The 19,748-nt window shown below is 44.1% G+C and carries 17 protein-coding genes and 1 tRNA gene; 12 read left to right on the top strand and 6 right to left on the bottom strand.

Annotation, left to right across the window (positions count from 1 at the left end; all coding sequences use genetic code 11):
- Nucleotides 1-158 precede the first annotated feature (158 nt).
- Nucleotides 159-644 (bottom strand): RNA pyrophosphohydrolase, encoded by a 486-nt coding sequence (locus PSE7429_RS11790; RefSeq protein WP_009627420.1) that lies wholly within the window; start codon nucleotides 642-644, stop codon nucleotides 159-161.
- A gap of 202 nt (nucleotides 645-846) precedes the next feature.
- A complete protein-coding gene (gene ilvB, locus PSE7429_RS11785) occupies nucleotides 847-2,604 on the bottom strand; it encodes a biosynthetic-type acetolactate synthase large subunit (protein WP_040688393.1) in 1,758 nt (585 codons plus the stop codon).
- Between the two features lie 527 nt (nucleotides 2,605-3,131).
- Between ilvB and PSE7429_RS11780 the strand changes: the two genes are divergently transcribed.
- The 5 genes from PSE7429_RS11780 to PSE7429_RS11760 all read left to right on the top strand — a co-directional run bounded on the left by PSE7429_RS11780 (nucleotide 3,132) and on the right by PSE7429_RS11760 (nucleotide 8,836).
- Nucleotides 3,132-4,025: a ferredoxin reductase domain-containing protein gene (locus PSE7429_RS11780; protein WP_009627418.1), complete on the top strand. Its 894-nt coding sequence runs from the start codon at nucleotides 3,132-3,134 to the stop codon at nucleotides 4,023-4,025.
- A 165-nt stretch (nucleotides 4,026-4,190) separates the two neighbouring features.
- Complete coding sequence (locus tag PSE7429_RS11775) at nucleotides 4,191-5,543, top strand: sensor histidine kinase (protein WP_009627417.1); 1,353 nt, start codon at nucleotides 4,191-4,193, stop codon at nucleotides 5,541-5,543.
- A 27-nt stretch (nucleotides 5,544-5,570) separates the two neighbouring features.
- On the top strand, nucleotides 5,571-6,563 hold the full coding sequence (locus PSE7429_RS11770; protein WP_009627416.1) for a pentapeptide repeat-containing protein: 993 nt from the start codon (nucleotides 5,571-5,573) through the stop codon (nucleotides 6,561-6,563).
- A 135-nt stretch (nucleotides 6,564-6,698) separates the two neighbouring features.
- Nucleotides 6,699-7,421 carry a hypothetical protein gene (locus PSE7429_RS11765; RefSeq protein ID WP_009627415.1) on the top strand — a complete coding sequence of 241 codons (723 nt, stop codon included), beginning with the start codon at nucleotides 6,699-6,701 and terminating at the stop codon, nucleotides 7,419-7,421.
- A 65-nt stretch (nucleotides 7,422-7,486) separates the two neighbouring features.
- A complete protein-coding gene (locus tag PSE7429_RS11760) occupies nucleotides 7,487-8,836 on the top strand; it encodes a four-carbon acid sugar kinase family protein (RefSeq protein WP_009627414.1) in 1,350 nt (449 codons plus the stop codon).
- Between the two features lie 50 nt (nucleotides 8,837-8,886).
- On the opposite strand, the gene PSE7429_RS11755 is transcribed toward PSE7429_RS11760, so the two are convergent.
- Nucleotides 8,887-9,486 carry a pentapeptide repeat-containing protein gene (locus PSE7429_RS11755; RefSeq protein WP_009627413.1) on the bottom strand — a complete coding sequence of 200 codons (600 nt, stop codon included), beginning with the start codon at nucleotides 9,484-9,486 and terminating at the stop codon, nucleotides 8,887-8,889.
- Between the two features lie 499 nt (nucleotides 9,487-9,985).
- On the opposite strand from PSE7429_RS11755, the gene PSE7429_RS11745 reads away from it, so the two are divergent.
- The 4 genes from PSE7429_RS11745 to PSE7429_RS11730 all read left to right on the top strand — a co-directional run bounded on the left by PSE7429_RS11745 (nucleotide 9,986) and on the right by PSE7429_RS11730 (nucleotide 15,103).
- Entirely contained in the window at nucleotides 9,986-10,405 is a 420-nt protein-coding gene (locus PSE7429_RS11745) for an Npun_F0494 family protein (RefSeq protein WP_009627411.1), read from the top strand.
- Nucleotides 10,406-11,029: 624 nt separating this feature from the next.
- Nucleotides 11,030-12,625 (top strand): hypothetical protein, encoded by a 1,596-nt coding sequence (locus PSE7429_RS23615; protein WP_009627410.1) that lies wholly within the window; start codon nucleotides 11,030-11,032, stop codon nucleotides 12,623-12,625.
- A gap of 375 nt (nucleotides 12,626-13,000) precedes the next feature.
- Nucleotides 13,001-14,578 carry an L-aspartate oxidase gene (gene nadB, locus PSE7429_RS11735; protein WP_009627409.1) on the top strand — a complete coding sequence of 526 codons (1,578 nt, stop codon included), beginning with the start codon at nucleotides 13,001-13,003 and terminating at the stop codon, nucleotides 14,576-14,578.
- A gap of 150 nt (nucleotides 14,579-14,728) precedes the next feature.
- On the top strand, nucleotides 14,729-15,103 hold the full coding sequence (locus PSE7429_RS11730; protein ID WP_009627408.1) for a phasin family protein: 375 nt from the start codon (nucleotides 14,729-14,731) through the stop codon (nucleotides 15,101-15,103).
- A 143-nt stretch (nucleotides 15,104-15,246) separates the two neighbouring features.
- Here PSE7429_RS11730 and PSE7429_RS25125 read toward each other — a convergent pair whose 3' ends face one another.
- Together PSE7429_RS25125 and PSE7429_RS25120 are read right to left on the bottom strand one after the other, a co-directional pair.
- Entirely contained in the window at nucleotides 15,247-15,978 is a 732-nt protein-coding gene (locus tag PSE7429_RS25125; protein WP_009627407.1) for an alpha/beta hydrolase family protein, read from the bottom strand.
- Between the two features lie 12 nt (nucleotides 15,979-15,990).
- A complete protein-coding gene (locus PSE7429_RS25120; RefSeq protein WP_009627406.1) occupies nucleotides 15,991-16,923 on the bottom strand; it encodes an alpha/beta hydrolase in 933 nt (310 codons plus the stop codon).
- A gap of 110 nt (nucleotides 16,924-17,033) precedes the next feature.
- Here PSE7429_RS25120 and PSE7429_RS11720 point away from each other — a divergent pair.
- Nucleotides 17,034-17,105, top strand: a tRNA-Thr gene (locus PSE7429_RS11720).
- A gap of 52 nt (nucleotides 17,106-17,157) precedes the next feature.
- On the opposite strand, the gene PSE7429_RS11715 is transcribed toward PSE7429_RS11720, so the two are convergent.
- On the bottom strand, nucleotides 17,158-17,604 hold the full coding sequence (locus PSE7429_RS11715; RefSeq protein WP_040688382.1) for a single-stranded DNA-binding protein: 447 nt from the start codon (nucleotides 17,602-17,604) through the stop codon (nucleotides 17,158-17,160).
- A gap of 189 nt (nucleotides 17,605-17,793) precedes the next feature.
- On the opposite strand from PSE7429_RS11715, the gene PSE7429_RS23600 reads away from it, so the two are divergent.
- Both PSE7429_RS23600 and PSE7429_RS11705 read left to right on the top strand, forming a co-directional pair.
- Nucleotides 17,794-18,381, top strand: a complete 588-nt coding sequence (locus PSE7429_RS23600) for a hypothetical protein (protein WP_009627404.1) — start codon at nucleotides 17,794-17,796, stop codon at nucleotides 18,379-18,381.
- A gap of 225 nt (nucleotides 18,382-18,606) precedes the next feature.
- Nucleotides 18,607-19,611, top strand: coding sequence for a zinc-dependent alcohol dehydrogenase family protein (locus PSE7429_RS11705; RefSeq protein WP_009627403.1), 1,005 nt, complete (start codon nucleotides 18,607-18,609; stop codon nucleotides 19,609-19,611).
- Nucleotides 19,612-19,748: the final 137 nt, after the last annotated feature.

Genomic DNA, 19,748 nt, shown 5'->3' with positions numbered 1-19,748 from the left:
TTGCGCCCCGTAGGGGCGCAACTTTATGGGTTTTAGTAATTTATTTTGCACAAGTACTTATCGTGAGTCTATAGAAATGTATATTTAGTTAATTACAGAGTGAGTTACAGAGTTAATTGTAGAAAACTAGATTTATTGATTCTTGAGTTAACTGGTATTCACGGTAATTTACCTATGTAATCGCGAATAACAGGGGTGAAAATCTTGACTACCTGTTGATAAACTTCTCTTTTAAATCTAACAATCGACTCTAAGGTTTGCTCGATCGCCATAAATTGTACGACCCGAAACTCGCGATCGTGAACATCTAGCTGACATTCAGAAGCGGGATGATCCCAATAGAAAGCAAACCAACGTTGCCTTTGACCACAATAGTTTGCCCATTTACCAGACAATTTTAGGGTTGGGGGAAAGTCATAATACAACCATTCGGGATGCACGTAGGCTAATACGGCATTATTGATACCCACTTCTTCGTAAAGTTCTCGCAAAGCTGCCACTTGAGGATCTTCACCATCATCAATTCCTCCTTGGGGAAATTGCCATGAATCAGGTACACCTAAACGCTCGCCGACTAGCACCTCACCTTTACGGTTAAAAACAATAATCCCCACATTTGGGCGATAGGACTTCTCTGGTGTCATAGTTTTTTATTTAAACAAAGCAAAAGCATAACACCGCCGCTAATTATCATCAAAAAGAGAAATCCCTTCGCTCAGCGAGGGGATTTCTCTAAGGTCGCTGATGACAGCTAAGTAGACAGGTGCAATTAAATATAAAATCCCAAAAGCTATAGCGATCGCGCAGCGATCGCTATAGCTTAGGTCGCGCCATCATCGCTTTTCTTTAAACCAAGGCTCGCTCTAATTGAGCCACAGGTTCGGAGATTTTTGGATTGATAGGTGAGCTCTTAGGCGTTTGCAAGCCGACCATTTCCGCATTACTGGCTCCAGGGGGAACCATGGGATAACAGTTTTCATCGCGCTTAACTCGAAAGTCAGCAAATACGGGACCATCATAGGCAAGGATCTCCGCAACTGCCGATTGTAAATCGCTAGGTTCAATTACCTTTACGCCCCTGATGCCAAAGGCTTCGGCAAGTTTTACAAAGTCTGGCATACCGACTTCCATGTTGGAAGAGGAATAGCGCTCGTCATAAAAGCTCTCTTGCCACTGGCGTACCATGCCTTGCCAACCGTTGTTGACGACGATCACTTTGACCTTGATGCCGTACTGCGCCAAAGTTCCCAGCTCCTGAATGTTCATCTGAATGCTGGCATCACCGCTAATACAGATGACTTGCTCTTCGGGGAGAGCCACCTTTGCCCCCATTGCCGCAGGCATTCCATAGCCCATCGTGCCAAGCCCTGCACTGGAAATCCACTTGCGAGGAGCGGTTTTGATCAGTTGAGCTGCCCACATTTGATGCTGTCCGACATCGGTTGTAAAACAAGCATTGGGAGCTTGTCTGCCAAATTCATAGATGACTTGCTGGGGCGATAACACATTGTCATAGGTGGGGACTTCAAGGGGATAGTCCTCTTTCCAATGATCGATTTGGACAAACCAATCTTTGGTTTGTATATTTTCTTCGTAACTAGTGGCTTCAAGCATTGCTTGTAGTACTTCCTTTACGTCGCCGACGATGGGCACATCGGGTTTGCGATTTTTGCCAACTTCCGCAGGATCGATGTCAATGTGAATGACTTTAGCGTCGGGGGCAAATTTATCTAAGCGTCCCGTAACGCGATCATCAAATCGCGCTCCGATCGCGATCAACAAATCGCAGCCTTGAACCGCAAAGTTGGCATAGGCAGTACCATGCATTCCCAACATCCCGACAGAAAGGTAATTGTTTTCATCGTAAGCCCCCTTACCCATGAGGGTTGTGGTTACGGGTAATTGGAAACGCTTCGCTAATTCGGCAATCTCGGCATGGGCATCGGCAAGCACTGCACCACCACCCGCGTAGAGTAAGGGGCGCTTAGACTCGCGAATTAACGCGATCGCCGCCGCAATCTGATGCAAATGTCCTTTCACCTTAGGCTGATAGCCAGGAAGATCGATCTGCACATCAGGATTATAATCAAACTCCTGTTGAGCAATATCCTTAGGAATATCAACTAATACTGGTCCTGGGCGACCAGTCCCTGCGATATAAAAAGCTTCAGCAACGATCCGCGCGATGTCCTCAGGCTTACGAATCACATAGGAATGCTTGACGATGGGTAAAGTAATCCCCCAAATATCGGTTTCTTGGAAGGCATCAGTACCAATTGCGTAGGAAGGGACTTGTCCTGTGATCACCACTAGAGGAATCGAATCCATTTGGGCTGTGGCGATACCAGTGACGAGATTAGTGGCTCCAGGTCCAGAAGTGGCAGCACATACTCCCACCTGCCCAGTCGCTCGGGCATAACCATCGGCAGCATGGACAGCGCCCTGCTCGTGGCGGACAAGGTAATGTTTGATCTCGCCCCTTGCCTCGGCCTGATAGATTTCGTCGTACACTGGCAGTATTGCTCCACCAGGATAACCAAAAATATGTTTCACTCCTTGCCTTCTCACACTATCGATGAGAGCAAATGCACCCGTTGTACGCAAAGTAGCCTCCTCTAGACTCCTAACTTTAATAACTCTAAAATTTTCGCGTTCCAAGCCAAATCCTTGATTCAGATAGCAATCTCCACTATCAAAATTAGTTTTATTAGAAATGCAAATAGGTCACTTCCAATATTTTTTAATAAAACCGATTTTTTAGCCTTAAATAGCTGGGTACTGAAAGATAAAAAATCAGCCTAGATAATAGAAAATAGGATCCTACTGAAGCATTTCTAGGTACTTTTCGCTCTTTACTACGAATAAGTAGTTTATAGCAAGTACCTTAAGTTGATATTTTGTAGCAATTGTATCGATAATAACATAGACAAGCTGACACAAAGCTGCTAGATGTGATGTCTCAATTAGTTCTAGCAGGTCTCAGCCAGTCCGTATCATGGGTGCACAATATTAACAAACATGTAATATTTGCCCCACTAAAGAGATCTTTAGGTTACAGAATACCGACAGGTGGCATTTGAAAATATAATGACTTCGTGTCCTTCTGTCATATACCGTCCATATAACTTCCCATGAGTGCAAATTCAGAAAAAGATATTCCTGTCAATATCTACCGCCCAGCCAATCCCTTTACGGCAAAATGTATTTCCAATGATGTACTGGTAAGACCAGGAGCCGTTGGTGATACGCGTCATGTAAAGATTGATATTTCTGGCGGCGATCTTCGTTATTTAGAAGGTCAAAGTATTGGTGTCGTTCCTCCAGGTGAAGACAAGAACGGTAAGCCCAATAAACTCCGTCTCTACTCGATCGCCTCAACTCGTCTCGGTGACGATCTTGATGGTAAAACCCTATCCTTAAGCGTTAAGCGTTTAGAGTATCAAAATGAAGCAGGTGAGACCATCAAAGGAGTCTGCTCTAACTTTTTGACCGATCTTAAGCCAGGTGAAGAAGTGAAGCTAACGGGACCAGTTGGGAAGGAGATGCTGTTACCCGATGATCCTAATGCCACAATCATCATGATTGCTACAGGTACAGGTATTGCCCCATTCCGTGCATTCCTATGGCGCATGTTTAAAGAACAGCATCCCGATTACCAGTTCAAGGGTTTAGCTTGGCTCTTTTTTGGTGTACCTACGGATACGACAGTTTTGTATAAGCCCGATCTAGAGTGGATGGCCTATAAACATAAACGTCATTTCCGCTACGATGTGGCGATTAGCCGCGAACAAAAAAATGCTAACGGTGAAAAGATGTACATCCAAAACCGCATGGCTGAATATGCTGATGAGTTATGGGAGCTACTCCAAAAGCCCACAACCCATACCTATATGTGCGGTCTCCGTGGTATGGAAGATGGCATTTCTGAGTTCATGACCAAGACAGCAGCCAAGAGCGATGTTGTTTGGAAAGATTTTGAAAAGCAACTCAAAAAAGACGGCCGTTGGCATGTTGAAACTTACTAAGTAGCTAAGTATAGGTAAACTTAAAACCTAGAAGAGTGTACCGCCCGCGTAGCGGGCGGTACACTCTCTGGTTTTGATTTTTAATTATGCTAAATTGCTTAAAAGTTGCAAATTATGAAAATTAAAGGGTCGAATTTACGACCTTTTAATTTGGGGATTTGAGTTTTGGAATTTGGGCTTACTGATAATTTCTTAACCACAAAAATGGAACTTTTCTGGCTACTCGTAGGGATTGGGATTGGTGCGATCGCCACTAGTGCTTGCTGGGTAAGTTGGAATTATGCCAAACAAAGACATAAACGTAAATTTCGGAAGCGATCGCACAATGGTTTTAAAGATCGATCGATCCATAGCCTGAAATCTTGGGCCGAGAACTTACATCAAAATAGCCGTCTCGAGCGGGAGTCCTCAGAGAGCATTGCCCCCGATGACGATGAAGTCGAAAGCCTATTGGCAAAAATTGTTGAAGTCGCTCCCATTGGCTATATCCAAGTCGATCAAGATAATCGCTTAGCGATATGCAATGAAAGGGCGGCCACTATGATGGGTATTGCCAATCACCATCATGGGTTACTTCGCAAACCATTTTTATTACAACTAATTCGATCCTACGAACTCGATCATTTGGTCGAAAAAACGCGCGCGCTCAGCCACAGTGATCAAGTTGATTGGGTATTTCATCCAGCGATTCCCGATCCCGCTAATCCCGTACCACAGATAGGCAGACCAATTCGCGCCCATAGTATTTATCTGGGACGCGGTCAGGTGGGAATTTTTTTGGAAGATCGGCAAGAGGCAATTGCTATCACGCAGCAACGCGATCGTTGGACATCAGATATTGCCCATGAATTAAAAACACCCCTGACATCAATCCGTTTGGTTGCTGAGACGATCGAATCCCGCGTCGATGCTTCCGCAAAAATTTGGGTAGAGCGACTGCTGGGGGAAGTAGAGCGGATGACAAAACTCGTACAGGATCTTCTCGAAATTGGACAGATGGATGTCGGCATTGCTCCGCCCCTCAACCTAAAGGGCGTAAAGTTATCCCCATTGATACAGGCGGTGTGGTCAACTCTTGAGCCATTGGCAAATCGCAAGCAAGTCAAGCTCAACCATATTGGGGATACGTCATTAACTTGGCAACTTGATGAGTCGCGGATCTATCGACTCTTGCTCAACTTATTTGACAACAGCATTAAACATAGTCCATCACTTCAGTCGATTACAATCAAAACTAGCGTGGTAGACTCAACTCTACATATAGAAACCATTGACGCTGGTGACGGCTTTCCTGAAGAATCTTTACCCTATATTTTTGATCGCTTTTATCAAATCGATCTATCGAGAACGAGATCGGGACTAGATCGTGGCGGCAGTGGCTTAGGTTTAGCGATCGTGCGTCAGATCGTCACCCTCCACCATGGCGCGATCGATGCCAAAAATCATCCTGAAACTGGAGGAGCATGGATTACGATCTCAATTCCCACACAAACAAATTCCGTTACTAACACTTTGTAAGGCTCAGAGTACTTATTTAACTAAATCATGAGCGCAGAAAAACTCCTGAAAGACTATGCTTCTGGTCGGCGTGACTTTGCTAGCTTAAATCTCGCTAATGCCAACTTATTTAATAGCGATCTAATCGGTATTAACTTGACTAAGGCTGACCTGAGGCGCACCAATTTTGTCTTTGCCTATTTAAATAAAGTCACCTTTAATCATGCCAATTTATCAGGTGCAAAACTTGGTGGTGCAACTCTTAACCAAGCGATCATGATGAGTGCAAACCTCACGGAGGCAGACTTACATGGAGCCATGCTACAGCGCGTCAATCTGTTTGGGGCAAATCTTTCCCTTGCTAACTTAATGGATGCCAATCTGAGTGAGGCTGATTTACGAAGTGTCAATCTGCGTGGGGCAAATTTACGTTGTGCGATCCTGAGCGCGGCGCTCATGCGTGAGGAACGGGGTTATCCTCCCACTAACATGGTCGGTGCAAATTTACGTAAGGCGGACTTGCGGGGGGCAAACCTCAGTGGCTCTGATCTTACAGGGGTAGACTTATCTGGGGCAAATCTCAGTGAGGCAACGCTTTCGAGGGTGAATTTACAGGGGGCAAATCTCAGTGGGGCGATCGCTATTGGCACTATTTTTACGGAGGTAAATCTTAGTCAAGCCAATCTCACCGAGGTGAATCTCAAGGGGGCAAACCTCATGAAGGCGGATCTCAAAAATGCAAATCTGCGTCTTGCCAACTTATTTGGGGCAAATCTGAGTAAAGCCAATCTCAGTATGGCAACTTTAAGTAATGCAGGATTGATTCAAGCGATACTTACAGGCAGCGATTTATCGCGATCGCTTCTTGATCGAGCCAATCTCAGTCAAGCCAGTTTAGTGGATGCTTATTTGGTCAGGGCTAATCTAGATGGAGCCGATCTGAGCAATGCCATCTTGACCAGAGCCGAGCTTAGTGGTGCTAGTACCATTGGCACAATCTTTAGCGGAGCAACTATGCCCGATGGTAAATCCCATCCATAGTTCAGCCCATGAGATATTGCTCTAGCAATGTCCTATTCTTGATGGCGTTGCCATTTTGAGCATTGGTATTACCTTGACGTATACCGCCTTCATCAATCAATATGACAACTGAGCATTGCATCGCCTAACAAAAATATGGAAGATTCAAGTCTTCTAGAGGAAGTTATAGATAGCTTGGAGCAAGACAGCAATGTACTTCGCATCAAACGACTTATCCTCTTTACCTGCCATGATTCTTGGTCAAATGATGTCAACGAAGTTAAAGCGTTGCACGTACGTGAACTTGTGCGCGAATTGATGATCCTGTTTCCCGATCTCAATATGCTCAAGCACAAGCTAAATAGCCATGTCAAACAACTGAGTAAGCAATCAGACTATCTGCTTGCGGCAGATAATATTATTGATAGCCTTGGCTTTCTCTATACCTTGCGTGATGAAGGTAAACTTCCCCATAGCTTTTTAAATCCAGAGGTATCGAATGTCCCTGTTAGCCAGTCGATATCTAGCCACGATCTTCATGAGAAAAATGACTTTGATACGGTTCCCCATCGGCATAACCTGAAACATTTAACAAATCTGTTTGATTTACGTGCGGATATATCGCGGAATATTAGCCCTCTCCATGCCAAAATTTTACTATTCTCAACCCTAAACTATCGTTTTAGCCCCCAAGAACGTGATTGGTCAGCCCTATATACCTATGACATTGACGATTTAATCCAAACTTTGTTTCAAACCTACGAAACCTTTGAGTCACTAGAAAAACGATTAGCTGAGGTATGTCTAACCCTTGATCAACCTGAAGATGCAAAACGCGCGTCAGCCGTAATTTTGCAAGCTTTAAAACCATTCTATTAAAGCGAATCGTCACAAATTGTCTTGGCGATTGGTATACTCATCAGACAAACGCTATCTAGAAAGCAATGGCAGCTACTTCTTCTCGGCAACCCAAAATTATTGTGCTTGATGATGATCCGACAGGTTCGCAAACAGTGCATAGCTGTCTATTACTAACTAGATGGGATGTTGATACTTTGCGGATCGGTTTAGCGGATGCTTCACCGATTATGTTTGTATTGACCAATACCCGATCGCTTACTGCCGAATATGCCACCAAAGTGACTCGTGAAGTTTGCCGCAATCTCAAGCCTGCTCTAGCTGCTGAAGGTATTCAAGAATTTTTGATTGTCAGTCGTTCCGATTCGACTCTGCGGGGACATTATCCCGTCGAGACGGATGCGATCGCCGAAGAGCTAGGTGATTTCGATGCACATTTTTTAGTGCCTGCCTTTTTTGAAGGTGGACGCTTTACGAAATCCAGCATTCATTATTTAGTTGTCAATGGCGTACCGACTCCAGTCCACGAAACTGAATTTGCCAAGGATTCAGTATTTGGCTATCGACATAGTTATTTACCTGATTATGTCGAGGAAAAAACTAAGGGGAAAATTCCTGCGGCAAATGTACAGCGATTTTTGTTGGGGGATATTCGTTCGGGCCTTCGGCAGCGTTTGGCGCGTTTGTCCGATAATCAATGCGGTGTGGTTGATGCTGAAAACCAAGCCGATCTCAATCAATTTGCCTCGGATGTTTTGGCGATCGCCGCTACGGGCAAACGGTTTCTTTTCCGCAGTGCCGCAAGTTTATTGACAGCCCTTGCCAAGTTGCCCCCGCAGCCGATCGCTGCTGAGGACATGTCAAAATATATGCGATCACACAAAGCAGGCGTGGCGATCGTTGGTTCCCATGTCAAAAAAACAACGGAACAACTCGAAAATCTACTCAAAGCCCCCAATACCTTCCCCGTGGAGATTGATGTCTCTCGTCTGTTACAAGATCCCGCGACTCAGTCAAAAATACTACAAGAGGAAGCCCTATTGCAGGTGCAGCAGGCTCACGCAGCAGGAAAAACAGCTGTAGTATTTACCAGTCGTAAAGAATTGGAATTTACCGATATTGCAACACGCCTTGCCTTTGGGCAATCTGTCTCAGCCCTATTAATGGCGATCGTCCAGAATTTACCAGCCGATATTGGCTTTTTAATTAGTAAGGGGGGGATTACTTCTAACGATGTTTTAAGCAAAGGTTTAAATTTACCTACAGCAAGACTATTGGGACAGATCCTTGCGGGTTGTTCGGTGGTACGTACTCCAGCCGATCATCCCCGTTTCCCCGATCTTCCCGTTATCCTATTCCCTGGTAATGTCGGTGATGCCAACGCCTTAGCAACGGTTTACAGCAGACTCGCGATCGGGATTGAGGCGGACAATTGAGTCTGAAGATTGCCAGAAACTAATTTTATTTACTCAATTTACTCAATTACTTACAAATTTGTCTCTTCGAGGCTCGTATTGTTTAAGCTGGTTCCTAGGAGTAATGCATTCGTGAAATCACTTTTGAGTAAGTTTGTATTGTCTAAATTGGCTTCAGTCAAATCAGCATTTTGCAGGTTAGCGTAACTAAAATTGCAGCTAAAGCAATTTGCCCCCGTCAGATCGGCTCCTTGCAGATTAGCAAACTCAAGATGAGCGTTGCTCAGATTCGCACCCCGTAAATTCGCGTTTTGAAGACTTGCTCCTCTTAGAATTGCGCCACTTAAATCAGCTCCCCCCAGATTTGCCTCCCTTAAGTTGGCATTGCTCAAATCGGCATTAGTCAAGTTCGTAAAGCTTAAAGTTGATTGTTCTAAATTTGCCCCGCGCAAATCAGCTTCGCTTAAATCAGTGAGGTCAAGATCGGCATTTCGCAAGTCCGAGCTGGTCAAGTTAATAGCTGATAGCTTGCAGCATGATAATTTCAGCCCAGAAAAATTTTCGTAATCAAAATCTTTACGACCTAACTCATACATTTTTTTTAGTGCCATTCCCATCGCAAGGGCATTAGTTGGATGAGAGTGAGTTTTAGGATTTTGGGTAGACATCATGACGATCGCTCACTAGCTGGAACATATAGTTGCTGATAGTAACTAATGGTTTAAATATAGAATAGTCTCCTTAGATTGCACTTCACCCTATAGGATTGCATAGGGCTAACAATAACTCCCCAAGATAGGCTTACTATGGGGCGCGATCCAAAGCCCACAGATTATTTGTAATTGGGTTAGAATAATAGTAATAAATATCATTTAAAAATATTTATTATCAACTTTTATTAGCAATAGAGAAAATTATGTCTAAAGAACAAAAGGGCAATAAAGAGACTAAAAAGCCCAAGAAAGATCCTTCTGAAAAGAAGGATAAGAAAGATCCTAATAGATACAATTAAATTAAGATTGTCTTAATTTTAATAAAGTATATCGACTATCTTTTGCCGCGTTAAGAAGATAATGCTAGCTTGGCTCTGGGCTACTAGTATTATTTTTTAGATATTGCCCTATTGAAAATATGTTGAAATATAAAGATATAGAATATTAAATTATCGTTATGGCAACTGAAATTCTCGATAAGCCCAATAGCAAAAATTTTGCCGAATATGCGCCCCAAATAGTACAAAGAGCCGAAATAGCGTTACGTTGCGCTCCCTTTACAGTGAAGTTGTTTGCGGATATGGCTATTCAGGGTATAAATCTTAGGGCGATCGCTGGCTATGAGGGTATTAAAAACCAATATTTGACGCATCAGACCAACCTAATCATTACGGAGAATTCCTTGCTATGGTTGATCCAAGTTGGAATATTGCGGCGCGAGGTTGATGGTCAAGGTATTACTGATAGTTTTCGGTTGACCCCGATGGGACATTTTCTATTAGATAAGTGGCAAGCACAGCCAAAATTTCCGATCGCTAGTTTTTGCGATCGCTTGCAAAATTTTTGGATGCAAATTCAAATATCTCGATTTCTGTAGCCTCTCTTAGTGTTATAGCTGTGGGTAAATGTATTAGTACATGCCCCAAAAGAGAATGGTGCGGCGTGCAGCACCATTCTCTTTTGGGGTTTATTGATTTAGTCCTAAATTTTTAAAAATTATTGGTTTGAGAGGTTTTTAGAAAAAATGGAACTAAAGCTTCATCAGATCGTCTCATATCTGAGGGCTATGGCAACTCTTTACGTGGAGTATTATGTGGCGTAATTCATGCCATGTTGCTTATGCTTGCCTATGGCTCGCGGCAATAATATACGCGCCAACATTCATCCAGCATTCCTGTTTGGCTCTAGCAAATCACGTAAGTCGTTCGGCATAGTTAAAAACCAAAGCCAGAGAGCGTACCGCCCGCGTAGCGGGCGGTACGCTCATCTAGGTTGTAAGTTTACTTATGCTTAGGGACTTGCGATTTAATGAAGTACCAAATATAAAACCAGAATTGTTGGGACGGCTCCGCCGCCCCAACGATTCTGGCAGATCTGGATTGGTATCTTTTTTCTCGCAAGTCCCTTAGCTACATAGCACAAAAGTACATAGCACAAAAGTACATAGTACAAAAGCACATAGCACAAATCACGTAGTAAATTGAGCTAGGAATAAATCATAATGAATATTTTCCGTAAAAATTTTCGCAATCAACTGAGTAATAGAATCCAGAAAGCTTCTTTATCGATTATTGCTGCAACCCTCACTACGACACCTTTTCTCTCTACGTTAGAAGCGATCGCCGCCCCATTGACTCCACAAACGATCGCCCAAGTTCCACAGGATTGGCAGACAGGAGTTCAGTTACTACGCCTACTTGATAATTCGGGCAATCTTTCTAGTATTGGCATTCTCTTCGATATTGCTAATAAGCCTTCTACAACCTATGCGAATGCTGTTTATCAACTGTATGTAAGGCGTTCTGGGGAATGGCGCGAAGTTTATACCAACTCAGGGGCAAGACTCCTCTCCAAAAATTCAGGGCGGCAAATTGCTCCTGTGGAAGTAATTCCGTTAAATTTACTCAGCGAAAAGATCTCTCTTGACGATATTTACAATGGCGATCTCAAGGCTATTACTAGCGTTCGCTACGACTTGCCTAATGGAGTGAAAGATTCGAGATTTGAGATTGAAGAAATCAGGACTTTCTCTTCCATTACCACGACGAGATTGTCTGAAATCAATACTGGAAAGGTGACTTCCATTACAACTGCTTCGAGCAATTCCTCTAATAACTCCTACAATAATTCTGGAAATGGTTCGGGACTGTCTGATCGAGATTTAGGAATCTCTAGTTCTCAATCGACCAATACGCAATCCAGTCAAACTACCATCGTCCAGACCACTAACGTCCAGACTGATAGTTCGGTCAAACCGTTGAAACCGATCATTGTATCTAGAAAGGAGCGTGGTGATGAAGATGATGACTATGAGGGTGACGATCGCAAAGATCGCGATCGCGACGAAAAGCAGCCTGAAGGCGTGGAAATGTCAAAAAAGAATCCCCATCGCGGACATTTTAGCCTTGCAGTTTTGCAAAACCCCGCAAGTACATCTCAGGTCATTGCCAGATTGTCCCTCCGTTCCAAGCGTCCTAAAGGATTTCTCGAAGAGCGGTTTTTAGGGGATTATCGCTTCACAATTAACCAACGCGCTACCTTTATCCGTGGATTAAATCCAGGCGATCGCTTAGTTGTCAGATTGTTCGATGTGAATAATCGTCCTTTAGGCTATAGCGAAGTTCAGCTACTCAAAGACTTTTCTGCCATTAGTCTTATCTTACCCAGCGATCCCTCTGCCTACGGAACTTTAAGAACTATCTCTGGTATCGATTCTCAGCGTGTCGGGATCATTGACCGTAATACTAAAGTCTATGACTATTTCACGCAAATTCAGACGACGAGCATTCTCACAGAGAGCGTGGCGCGATTTTTGACCACTTCACAGGGCGTTCCAATTGGGTTGTTTAATGTTGCAGGGCTACCTCAAGCAACAAACAATTGCACCTATACCAATGCTTTTGCGAAGGGTGAGCGATCGCTGATCGAGCGGACGATTAGTGTATTTACTAGGGATATGCCTCCTGTAATGCAAGTTCTTCCAGGACAGCTATCACCTTTAATTCCAATTGAAAACTCGCAGTCTACAATCGATGTAGTTCGTAAGATTTTAGACTTTAAAGATCTCCGTCCCAACGGTATTCCCAGTTTTTTCTAAGTAGTTGAGCATAATTAAAAAACCAAATTAGAGAGCGTACCACTCGCTAGGCGGGCGGTACGCTCTTTTTATGCTTCGCTACTTAACAGCGATTATCGCTCAAACGAACCACAAGGAAATTCTTGAAAGCGTTGCTTTGCAACGCTTTCAAGAATTTCCTTGGTTTGGGTTTGAGCGCGAAGCGCTATAAATTCAAACAAAAAAGGGCAAACAAACCCGAAGAGACAAGTGGCGGCGCTTCGCACCGCCACTTGTCTCTTCGGGTTTATGTCCTCAGCAAACCTTACGTTGCTATATACTGGAATTGGGTGTGGAGAGTGTCAAATTGATCTAATATCGAATACCTATCGAATACTGACAACTTAGCTTTACTTGATGAACCAAACAAGGTTTGACGCTTTGATCGTCGGCAGCGGTGCTGCTGGTCTATATACTGCTCTCCGAATCACTGAATTAGCACCAAACTGGCGTATTGGGTTAGCGACCAAAGATAACCTATCAACCTCTGCGAGTGATTGGGCGCAAGGAGGAATAGCGGCAGTTATCGACAAAAATGATGCGCCTCAGTTTCACGGCAAAGATACTCTACAGGCTGGCGTTGGTCTATGTGAAGCAGAAGCCGTAGATATTTTAGTTAATGCTGCACCCCGACAAATTCAACAATTGATCGCTCTTGGGGTTGACTTTGATCGCGCTGAAGATGGCAGCTTAGCCTTAACCCTAGAAGCTGCCCATTCAATGCGGAGAGTGTTACATTCTGCGGATACAACGGGTCGAGCCTTGGTATCAAAGCTAGCGGCAGCCGTACTGCAAAATCCTCAAATTCAGGTTTTGAGTCAAACCCTAGTTTTGGATCTGCATATGGATAAGGGGCGCTGTGGTGGTGTTTTTTATCTAGATCGAGATCAGGAAATTGGTTGTTTAGTTTCCCCCATCGTGGTGTTGGCGGCTGGGGGAGGCGCACAGGTTTTTTCTCAAAATACTAATCCTCCATCTAGTACGGGAGATGGAGTAGCGATCGCGTGGCGAGCGGGAGCGGTAATTCGTGATATGGAATTCGTGCAGTTCCATCCCACTGCCCTCGCCTTACCCGATGCACCTAGATTTTTAATCAGTGAGGCTGTGCGTGGAGAGGGAGCGCATTTAATCGATCGCCAAGGCGATCGATTTGCCTTTAATTATCATCCTAAAGGAGAACTCGCCCCCAGAGATGTAGTCAGCCGCGCTATCTTTAGCCATCTCCAACAAACTAAAGAAGCAACTGTATTTCTAGATTTACAACCCATTCCGAAGCACACAATTTCCCATCGCTTTCCCAATATCATCAAAATTTGTCAACAGTGGCAAATTGATATTTTCTCTACTCCTATTCCCGTAACTCCTGCCGCCCATTATTGTATGGGTGGGATTGTGGTTGATTCCGATGGCGCTACTTCCATTGAGGGATTATATGCGGTGGGCGAAGCTGCTAGTACGGGTGTGCATGGAGCTAATCGTTTGGCTAGCAATTCGCTTTTAGAATGTTTTGTTTTTGGCGAACGTTTAGCAGAAAGGGTTTGCGCTCAACCCACGCAAATTTTTGTACTGCCCAAAGCGATCGCCCCGCAACTCGCTGATCGGGGGAATTCGGCAACTATTCAAAATATTAAATGGGTAATTCAGACCCTCAGTTGGCAAGCGGCGGGAATCTGTCGGGTGCAAGCTGAGTTGGAAACTGCCTTGACCCAAATTATTAGATGGCAAGATGAATTAATCAACCTTGCCGAACCATCGCGCCTATGGATAGAAACCCGTAATCTTGCTGATTATGCCTATTTGTTAATGCGATCGGCTTTGTTCCGCACTGAAAGTCGTGGTGCTCATTATCGAGATGACTTCCCCGACACCGATCCCTCTTGGCGATCGCATACCCTCATTACGGGACAAGATATCTCGCGATCGTCGATTTTGTAATTAAGTAGTTAGGTATAAGTAAACTTAAAACCCAGAAGCGAGTACCGCCCGCTACGCGGGCGGTACTCGCTTCTGGGTTTAGTTTTTAATGTTAAAATAAACGCAAGAGATCATTTTTTCTGTCACTCAATATTTCTAGGAATAATGGCAATGAATCCATTTGGTGGCATCGTCCAAAAAGCGTTTTATCTAGGACTTGGCTTGGCAACTGTTGCTGGGGAAAAAGCAGGCGAAACCCTCAGCGAACTGCGCACTCAAGCAGGTAAATTAGCTGATGATCTCGTAGAGCGGGGCGAGATGACAACCGAAGAAGCAAAGAAATTTGTTGATGACCTCGTGCGTAACTCCCAAAAGCCAATTGGGGAAACCCAGACTTCGTCAAGCCCCAGTGGCAAGGACGCTCCCCGCACGATCGCGATTGACGATGAGGATAGCGAAAGCTCTAGTCCTAATACGAACAATGTAGACGAACTTAAAGATAGAGTTCAAGCCTTACAGGATGAGCTAAGACGGTTGCAGAAATAGTTAAATGCTGTCGTCACTTGCTTTAAGACTTGCTTTAGGACAAAATCAAAGCCCAAGAAGAGAATGGCGGCAAATTTTATTTCCTGAGCGCTCCCAAAATAAACAATAAGTGTTGTGTGGCTTTACCGCGCCGCACTTATTGTTTATGGAGATGATTCTAGCGATTGACGAAGTTGATCTTCTGAGAAGTTACTCGTCAATGAAGCGGGAAATTGTGACGGTGCGATCGCTTGGATATAGGTATTATTTAGATAAGTCGCAAACTCAGGATGATTATTGAGATAGGTTTGAAAGAAGGCAAGACTAAATGCTTTGGCATAGGGATGCGTAAACTCTGGTTTCTCGCCTAAGATAGTTTCAGGAACTACCAAAACGCCGCGATCGCTTCTCTCTAGGAAAGAAAAATGTGTACCTTTGGGAAAGGTCACTAAATATTTTTGAGGAGTAGTTAACCATACAAAAGGAAAAAACTGTTCAGGAACCGCAGGGGTAAACAAATCATCGCCGCTAGCAAAAATAGCCGTAGGAATCCTAATATTTTGCATTCCTTCTTTCCCTAAGAGCGTGCTGCCACCGAGAGGATTTATGGCTAAGATTGCTTTGACGCGAGGATCGCTTAGGTCAACGTTACTGGCATCTGACGAGCTAAAGCGACATTGCAGAACCTTGGAGATGTTAAAAGAAGAAATATTTGGTTCGGGGATACCACATTCTTGATTAATCTGCTTGAAGTTTAATTGAGCGCCGCCTAACGTTAACACCGTATAACCACCAAGAGAATGCCCAATCAATCCCACTTGTTCTGGATTGAAGTGATCGCGCCATCGAGCATCGGTTTTGACCTTTTGTTCTAAAGCATTCAGTAGATACTTCACATCTCGCGAACGTTAAATCGCTTCCTCTGGTTGTGGAGCGTTACTTAAACCAGACAGAAAAGCGGCAAAGTCACGACTGCCAGTTTTAGGATGTTCTAGAGCTGCGACTGCAAAGCCATTGGAAGCGAGATGTTGCGATAAATATTGAAAAGTATCGGGATTAGAGGCAAGTCCATGGGAAATGACTATTAAGGGAGCGGGATGGCTCAATCCTTGCGGTAGATACAGATCTACAGGAATTTGAACATGGCGATCGCTTTGGAAATAGCTAAACTGCTCCTTAGTCCAGACTACTTTGCCTGATCGGCGCAGATCGTTAATGTTGGTTAGTGTTTTATTCTCATTTTGGTTGTTCTTAGTTTCCGCGATCACTTGTTGTTGAATAGCGGCGATCGCCAGTTCCTTTTTATATACTAATTGAGAGAATTCGGCATAGGCTTGTAAACCGCTTGGCAAGTCCAAATAAATAATCGGAACGGGATATCTTTTTAAAATATTGAGAATACTCAATCCCTCTTCACTATTTGCAGAGAGAATCAACGCCGCCCGCAAAGCATAAAATCCATTTTGTTGTGGAGTTATCTGTAAAATTCTGCCTAAGCGACGTACTAAAATTTCACCAATCGGAGAGTAGGTAAATTGAGAAGCCGTAACATGACTGATGTTGTAGCGGGTCGATAATGCTTCGCGAAATTGAGCTTTTTGCTGCTCTGGTAATCGATCGAGATAGAATCCCAAACGTTTACTGAGTTTTCCTTCCTTGGCAAACTTCTCCAAATCGTCAATATATATAGTAAATTCGCCAGCAGGGGAATACCAGAAGCGAATTTGTTCGGCACCATAGACAGGAGATGTAAAGATATGCGAAAAGGCGATCGCTATGCCAAGCCCGTAAGAGGCGATCGCGGCAGTTAGATCTCGAAACCCCAACGATAAAATGTCCACGATCGATCTCTTGGCTAGCAATTTTCTATTTTTTGTAAAATGTGCGATGATGCTATAATTGCTTTCGCAAAAAAGATGTATTCAAAACATCTATCTATGCCATCTACTATGCCGATGTAGCACAGGGGTAGTGCAGCTGATTCGTAATCAGCAGGCCGTGAGTTCAAATCTCATCATCGGCTTTACGATAAATTCAGAAAAAAGGGGATGCTATGCATCCTCTTTTTTCTGAATTTAAAATGGGATATCGTCATAATCGGGAGCTGCGGCTGCCACAGGTACATAGGATGTTGACATTGGTACGACATTACTTGGGGCGGTGCTAGGAGCGACACGAGGAGCTGATATGCTAGGGGTCGTGCTACCGCCAGAGCTAGTGCTACCGCCAGAGCTATGAATGCGTTGAGCCACTAATTCCGTCCGTTTCTCTTTATAGGTACCGCGATCGACAGTGTCGATACGAAGACGACCTTCAACTACAACTTGGTCGCCTTTATGGTATTTTTCAACAATTTCATCTGCCAAATTATTCCAGCCCACAACCTTGATACGATAGGGAGGATCATCAGCACGTCCGCCCGCAAACTGCACGAGAAATGAAGCGATCGAGCTTTGATTATCGGGTGTGCGGCGTAGCTCTGGATCGGTTAGCACTTCTGCCATCAGGACAATAGAGTTCATAGGTGATTTATCAAAAGCTAACGATTTTACTGTATTAGTAATCATAACGCGATCGCCAAACGATCGCCAAAACATGAGAAAGATAAATCAATATTTCAGTCAAAATCTTGAGCACAATAGCCCACATCACCATGTATACTTTTGCTGATTATCAAGCTGCTATGCTGCTAATAGGATTAATCAAGCATCATGCTGACCGTTAATGCAATCATCATCAGTGCTATCATCCTCGATGTTGGGATTCAGTCCGTGATTATCGACAGAATATTTCGAGCAAAACAAGGTAATAGGCGGCGGGAAGAAGTGGAAGAAGAAAACCTTACTCGCTATGAGTCCAACACATCTAGCGATCAGCCCAAGGGCTGGGAATTTAAAATCTTACGTACTAATAGCGGTGGTTTTCGCAGTCGGAAGGTTTTGAGCAAAGTATGCGCAGAAGAATCCCAAGCTGGATGGATTTTGTTAGAAAAGCTGGATGATCATCGTTTAAGATTTCGTCGTCCCGTTGTAGCTCGCGATCGCGATAATCTGTGCAAGATCGATCCCTATCGCACCCGTTATGGCATTGCGGAGATTGTAGAGACTTGGACGACGATCATCGTGCTACTAGTGATCATGAGTGGAGCTGCAATTCTGGGCTTTGCCGCCATGAATCGATTTTTTGGTGATTGGCAAACTCGTTCCTTACAGAATGCACCGCGTACTGGCGATAATAATGTCATTCGTCAGCCGCCTTCTCCCAATGTTAGCCCCAGACCTACCGCCCCCCCACAATAACGCCATAGCAAGATATAATCCAATCGCGCCTCAGAAATAATATTTTTTAGGCTAAGTACATCGTGGAGCGCCATATTTATTTCGCCATATTTATAGCTATAGTCAGTAATGTTAGGACAAAAATCAGACCCAATAGAGAGTTGCGGCGCGAAGCGCCGCAACTCTCTATTGGGTCTGATGTCCTGACTTAAGTGAATATAGCTATATATCAGGAGAAAGCAGTAAATGAAAGCAATTTTGATGACCGCAGTTGGTGATCCCGATGTATTGCAAATAGCTGATATCCCCGATCCGACTATTCAATCCCCTACCGAGATATTAGTACGACTCAAAGCCGCAGGGATCAATCCCATTGACACTAAAATCCGCGTTCGAGGAACATTCCAGCCCGAGCGCATGCCCGCAATTCTTGGTTGTGATGGTGCGGGCGTTGTCGAAGCGATCGGCTCTGAAGTTAGCAAGTTTAAAGTAGGCGATCAAGTTTATTTTTGTAATGGTGGCTTAGGACTACACCAAGGCAACTATGCTGAACTGACCACTATTGATGAAAAGTTCGCCGCCCATAAGCCCAAGTCTCTTAGTTTTGAAGAAGCTGCTGCCGTCCCTTTGGTCTTACTTACCGCATGGGAAGCTCTGTACGATCGCGCTAATCTCCAATCAGCAAGCATCAGCCCCAATGTCCTGATTCATGCAGGTGCAGGAGGTGTCGGGCATGTAGCCATTCAACTGGCTAAGTTGAGAGGAGCAAATGTCTGTACGACTATTGGCTCGGAAGCGAAGGCAAGATTTGCTAGAGGCTTAGGGGCAGATTTAACGATCGCTTATAAGGATAATGATTTTGTCGAAGCTGCCATCAACTGGACAAAGGGCGAAGGAGTAGACATTGTTTTTGATACGGTTGGAGGAAAGGTTATTGAGCAAAGCTTTCCTGCGGTTAAAATCTGTGGCGATCTCGTTACCATTCTCGAACCGCCAGCCGATATAAGCTGGAAAGTAGCCCGTACCCGCAACCTGCGATTTAGCTTTGAACTGATGCTAACCCCCATGTTATTGGGTAAAACTGCTTTGCAAGTGCAACAGGCAAAAGTCCTCAGTGAAAGTGCTGCTTTATTTGATACTGGCAAGCTAAAAATCCATGTCAGTGAAGTATTTCAACTTGCTGATATTGCCAAAGCACATCAACTCTTAGAAACTGGTTCGGCGATTGGCAAAATTGTAATTTCAATTTAATTTCAATTTAAATGGATTCTATCGCCAGCCTAAATGACTGGAGTTTAGACTAAGTTGATTAAGCTAATCAGAAAAAGAGCAGGAAAAAGTAACCCAGAGAATGGAGAACTGGGCAAATCCAAGAGAATGAAAAGGAG

The organism is Pseudanabaena biceps PCC 7429, assembly GCF_000332215.1.
Classification (GTDB): domain Bacteria; phylum Cyanobacteriota; class Cyanobacteriia; order Pseudanabaenales; family Pseudanabaenaceae; genus Pseudanabaena; species Pseudanabaena biceps.
The sequence above is the reverse complement of the archived record's forward strand: the minus strand, read 5'-3'. Positions and strand labels throughout refer to the sequence as shown.

Coding starts and splice junctions, on each gene's coding strand:
- PSE7429_RS11790 (WP_009627420.1), bottom strand. CDS start 644: ATGACACCAGAGAAGTCCTATCGCCCAAATGTGGGGATTATTGTTTTT.
- PSE7429_RS11745 (WP_009627411.1), top strand. CDS start 9,986: ATGGCAACTGAAATTCTCGATAAGCCCAATAGCAAAAATTTTGCCGAA.
- PSE7429_RS11770 (WP_009627416.1), top strand. CDS start 5,571: ATGAGCGCAGAAAAACTCCTGAAAGACTATGCTTCTGGTCGGCGTGAC.
- nadB (WP_009627409.1), top strand. CDS start 13,001: ATGAACCAAACAAGGTTTGACGCTTTGATCGTCGGCAGCGGTGCTGCT.
- PSE7429_RS11705 (WP_009627403.1), top strand. CDS start 18,607: ATGAAAGCAATTTTGATGACCGCAGTTGGTGATCCCGATGTATTGCAA.
- PSE7429_RS11715 (WP_040688382.1), bottom strand. CDS start 17,604: ATGAACTCTATTGTCCTGATGGCAGAAGTGCTAACCGATCCAGAGCTA.
- PSE7429_RS23615 (WP_009627410.1), top strand. CDS start 11,030: ATGAATATTTTCCGTAAAAATTTTCGCAATCAACTGAGTAATAGAATC.
- PSE7429_RS11730 (WP_009627408.1), top strand. CDS start 14,729: ATGAATCCATTTGGTGGCATCGTCCAAAAAGCGTTTTATCTAGGACTT.
- PSE7429_RS23600 (WP_009627404.1), top strand. CDS start 17,794: ATGCTGACCGTTAATGCAATCATCATCAGTGCTATCATCCTCGATGTT.
- PSE7429_RS11760 (WP_009627414.1), top strand. CDS start 7,487: ATGGCAGCTACTTCTTCTCGGCAACCCAAAATTATTGTGCTTGATGAT.
- PSE7429_RS11755 (WP_009627413.1), bottom strand. CDS start 9,486: ATGATGTCTACCCAAAATCCTAAAACTCACTCTCATCCAACTAATGCC.
- PSE7429_RS11780 (WP_009627418.1), top strand. CDS start 3,132: ATGAGTGCAAATTCAGAAAAAGATATTCCTGTCAATATCTACCGCCCA.
- PSE7429_RS11765 (WP_009627415.1), top strand. CDS start 6,699: ATGGAAGATTCAAGTCTTCTAGAGGAAGTTATAGATAGCTTGGAGCAA.